This window comes from Streptomyces sp., assembly GCF_035563135.1.
Classification (GTDB): domain Bacteria; phylum Actinomycetota; class Actinomycetes; order Streptomycetales; family Streptomycetaceae; genus Streptomyces.
Window position 1 is genome coordinate 1 of sequence record NZ_DATMVN010000663.1, and the last position, 4158, is coordinate 4158.

Genomic DNA, 4158 nt, shown 5'->3' on the forward strand with positions numbered 1-4158 from the left:
GGAGCCGCCGGCGTCGCGCCGATCCGTACGGTGTGCGGCGCGTCCTGCCCCAGGAGGCCGGCAGGACCCGCCGCGCCGGCCGTCCGCTTCCCGCCCCGGGACAGCTCGCGGAAGGCAGCCAGCGCGGCGGCCTCGCCGGGCAGTTCACCGTCGGGCGGGCCAGGGACCCGGAGCGCGAGAAGGGCGGCCTCCAGCCGCCGGGCTCCGGTTCCCACGTGACCGTCGACGGGCTCGACGGACTCGCCACGGAGCAACATCTCCGCCACGTCCGCATCAAGCCACTCGTGCTGCTCGTCGGCCATCACATGTCCTTCTGCGTCCACGGACGCGAATGCGTCACACCGGCCGGCGCCACCGGGCCCTGGCGGCCGGGGCGTTGCGCGGGCACGGCACCGAGCCCCGCACCCACCGCCGGAATCTCGTCCTCCGGGCCGTGGTCGGCCCCGACCAGCTCCGCCAGCCGCTTCAGTCCGCGGTGCGCCGCGGTGCGCACCGCGCCGGGCCGCTTGCCCAGCGTCCGGGCCGCGCTCTTCGCGTCGAGACCGACCACCACACGGAGCACGACCGCCTCGGCCTGGTCCTGCGGCAGTTGCGCGATGAGGGACAGCGTGCGCCCGGTGGCCAGCGACTCCAGCGCCTCGCCCGCGGTGTCGGACTCGCCGGCCTCCCCGGCCAGCTCGCTCTCGTCACCACCGATCGCCGGGCGCCTGCCCCGCATCCGTATGTGGTCGAGCGACCGGTTGCGCGCTATCCGGGCCGCCCAGCCGCGGAACCGGTCGGCGTCACCGCTGAACCGGCCGAGGTCCCGCGCTATCTGAAGCCAGGACTCGGACGCCACGTCCTCGGCATCCGGTTCACCGACCAGCGTCCTTATGTAGCCCAGCAGCCGCGGGTGCACGGCGCGGTACACAGTCCGGAAGGCGTCCTCGTCCCCGTCCTGCGCCGCGAGCACCGCGGCGGTCAGCTCCGCGTCGTCCCCCAGCACTCCCTCAACCCGCCCTGCTGATCCGAATCGTAGCTGGTCACCACCACTGCGCTACTCTGCGCGACTCAGCACGCTACGTGGTCGGACGGCACCCCGTCCATGACTTGTACAACCTGCAACTGTCTCCTGACCCAGTGCGGTGTGACAGAAAACGCACCCGTGGCGCTGAGATGAGTACGGGGTCGCCCTGCGGCCCTGCGGAAGACGGCCGGGGCCTCTCCTGTGGGGGGTGGCGGCCCCGGTCGTCGTTCCATCCACCCCGTCCGAGCCGGCAGAACGTGGGTGGCAGGACGCCTGGGCCACCAGCACGTGGCCGGCGCGGCGCGCGTTCCGGGCCGGGGGCGCGGAGGAAGACCGGCCTCGCCCCATGGGGAGGAGTCGCCACAGGCAGCGTGACCGGCGACGCGCTTTTCCGCGAGGGATCACACGGTGAAGCGGAACTCCACCACGTCGCCGTCCTGCATCACGTACTCCTTGACCTCCACGCAGGCCGCCCCGGTGGCGGGCTGTCGACCGCCGGCACGACAGTCTTGAGCAGCCGGCCCGGTGGCCGGGCGCCATGGCCGTCGCGTGGCCGGCAGCGGCCGGGAACAGTCGGAAACGCCCGGATGGAGGCCTGCCCGGGCGGCAGCCGACAGCCTCTGCCAGGACGGTGGAACGCCTGGCCACAGGACCGCTGCGGCTCCGCCGGGCCAGGGGTGGCGGAGCCGGCCGTCCTTGGGGGAATTCACCTCTCCGCGCTGTAGTCACGTCGCGCCTGGCCCTCCTGCGTGACCGACGCGCCGGCGGACGGCGGGGTGCCGGGGTTCAGGAACGGGGCAGTCCCACGTGCACGCCCATGGCGGTCGCCGCGTGTACGAAGAACGCTTCCGGATCGGCGGCGACACCGGCGATGTGCCCGTACGCCTCGAATCCGAGCATGCCGTGCAGCTGGGTCCAGGCGGTGAGCATCCGCGTGACCACGGGGTCCGGGAGTCCCGCGAGCAGACCTGCCGTCAGCGGCTCCACGTTCCGGCGCATGCCCTGCGACAGTGCCGGATCTTCGGCATGGGGAGCGAGAACACCGGCTTCCTTCGCCTGATGAAGTGTCGCCAGCAGAGCCAGGACCGTCCGCGCACCCGCCGCCATCGTCTCGGGGGGAGCGCTGTAACCGGGCACCGGGGCGGCCCAGATCAACGCGTACTCGTCAGGGTGGTCAAGGGCCCACCGCCGGACGTTCAGGCAGATCTCGACCCACCGGGCCAGGTAGCTCCCCGAGGGGGCGGAAGCGGAGCCGGCGGTATCGGCGGGGCCGCTCGACTGCCGCTCGGCGGCGTCACCCATCGCGTTGTACGCGCTCAGCACGAGATCGGTCAGCAGATCCCACTCACCGGGATACGCCTTGCGGGCATCACCCGGGTCCACGCCCGCTTCCCGGGCCAGACTTTCCAGGTCGAGATCGACTCCGCGGCGCAACGGCAGTCTTCCCACCGCTGCCTCACGCATCGCCGCACTCACGTCCGCGAACACCGCGTCGCGCCGGGTTCCCGCGTCTGCCGAGACCGTGTTCTCGTACTCGGTACTCGTGTCCGAAGGGTCGGTGACGTCCATCCGGCGATTCCTCTCTCGTCATCTGTCCGTGCCGGCGCCCGGCCCTCGCGTTCGCTCCGGCGTGGCCACCGCGCCTGGTTCGGCACGATCGACGCGCTGCGGGGGCACACCGGCCGATACCAGACAAGCACAGGGTGCTGACGTGGCGCTGACGTGGCGCTGACGGACGACCGGTCCGTTCCGTCTCCGGGGAGGGCCGGGGGAGCGTCCGGGGCGAGGGCGGAACGGCCGCCCGGCCGGGCTCGGAGGTGAGGGGCGGCCGGGTGGCCGTGGCTGGAATGACGTCATTCCGGAGTCACGCCGTCGGGGCGGCCCGGCCGCGGGCGTGGCGGGACATCACCGCGCGCAGCACCCGCCGGCCCTCGGCCGACAGATCCAGCGCACGGCGCAGGCCCGCTCCGCCGCCCGCCGTGTCACCGGGCTCGGCGAGGCTCTCCAGAATGTGGATCTGCCGGCGGAGTTCTCCCATGACGAGCGGACCGCGGTCCGGCGGCCCGCCGGCCCGGCAGTCCCCGGATGTCCGCACCCCGCCACCGGCCGGGACGTCGAACTCCCGGTGGATGTCCAGGGCGAGGAGCGAACAGGCGTCCGCCCAGGTGCGCAGAGGCACCGCGCCGAAGTCCCGGGGCGCGGCGCCGAGCAGCATACGGACACGGGCGGTCGTGGCGTCGCGCTCCGCCGCACCCTCCAGCGCCGCGTACACGGCGTCGAGCCGGCCGGCCCAGTCCGTTCCGCTCCCGCAGCCCGTCCGGAGCGCGCGCAGCGGCTCCGGGTCGTCGCCGCTCCCCGGCGGCGGAAGACAGCGGTCCAGACAGGCGATCCCGCTCGTCGCGAGAGCTCGCTCATCGGCACGAGCGATCAACTCCAGCAGATCCATCAGCGCCACCCCCATCGGCCCATCGGTCCCGGGAACGCACCGCTTCCCGTTACCGGATACAGCGCCGGTTGGCCGAAAACCGTCACTCATCCCCGGCACGGAAGATCCACCGAAGATCACGCAGGACTCAGCCTGGTCGTCGCTCGATGCCCAGACGGTCCAGGAATGCGAAGAAAAGTTTCTCGGCGGACCACTCCGGATGCTCTATGCGCAGCAGTTCGAGCAGTGGCCCTTCGAGGACACCTTGGCCGGTTTCCGCCGCCCATTGCACGGCACGGGCGGCGGCGTCCTCGGGTGGCAGGAAGAGCTCCTCGACCGTCGCCCCGCCCCGGCCGAGGAGCGCGGCCATCGGGGCTCTGCCCAGGCAGGCGTACCAGGATCCGCTGTACGGCGCCGCCGCTTCGACGGCCACGCAGACGCCGTCCATGACGGACCCGAGGAGGACCGGTGCCCGTGCGGCACCGGCCAGCGCGGTCATGCTGCCGGGCGAGGGCTCCATGGGGTGGGACCAGACCTGCCAGCCGTCCGCGCGGTACTCCCGCAGCGTCAGCCGCTCGCGCGCGTCCCGCAGCGCGGGGTGGCCGATGAGCGGCTGACCACTGCGGCCCACCAGATAACAGCCCCAGAAACCCACCTCGTGCTCCCCCCGCTGTCCGGGCTCTCATTCTTCCCGCCCGGCCCCCGTGGAAGCGGGGGAACGGGTCAG

4 protein-coding genes and 1 pseudogene are annotated in these 4158 nt (G+C 72.9%); all 5 read right to left on the reverse strand.

Annotated elements, in window-relative coordinates; genetic code table 11:
* Positions 1-302: pseudogene (locus VN520_RS29645) on the reverse strand (hypothetical protein); the annotation flags it as partial.
* Entirely contained in the window at positions 302-985 is a 684-nt protein-coding gene (locus VN520_RS29650) for an RNA polymerase sigma factor (protein WP_325750024.1), read from the reverse strand. The pseudogene VN520_RS29645 and the gene VN520_RS29650, both read right to left, overlap by 1 nt.
* A gap of 807 nt (positions 986-1792) precedes the next feature.
* Positions 1793-2575, reverse strand: coding sequence for a TetR-like C-terminal domain-containing protein (locus VN520_RS29655; protein WP_325750025.1), 783 nt, complete (start codon positions 2573-2575; stop codon positions 1793-1795).
* Between the two features lie 295 nt (positions 2576-2870).
* Positions 2871-3452 (reverse strand): hypothetical protein, encoded by a 582-nt coding sequence (locus VN520_RS29660; protein ID WP_325750027.1) that lies wholly within the window; start codon positions 3450-3452, stop codon positions 2871-2873.
* A gap of 127 nt (positions 3453-3579) precedes the next feature.
* Positions 3580-4086, reverse strand: coding sequence for a hypothetical protein (locus VN520_RS29665; RefSeq protein WP_325750026.1), 507 nt, complete (start codon positions 4084-4086; stop codon positions 3580-3582).
* Positions 4087-4158 lie beyond the last annotated feature (72 nt).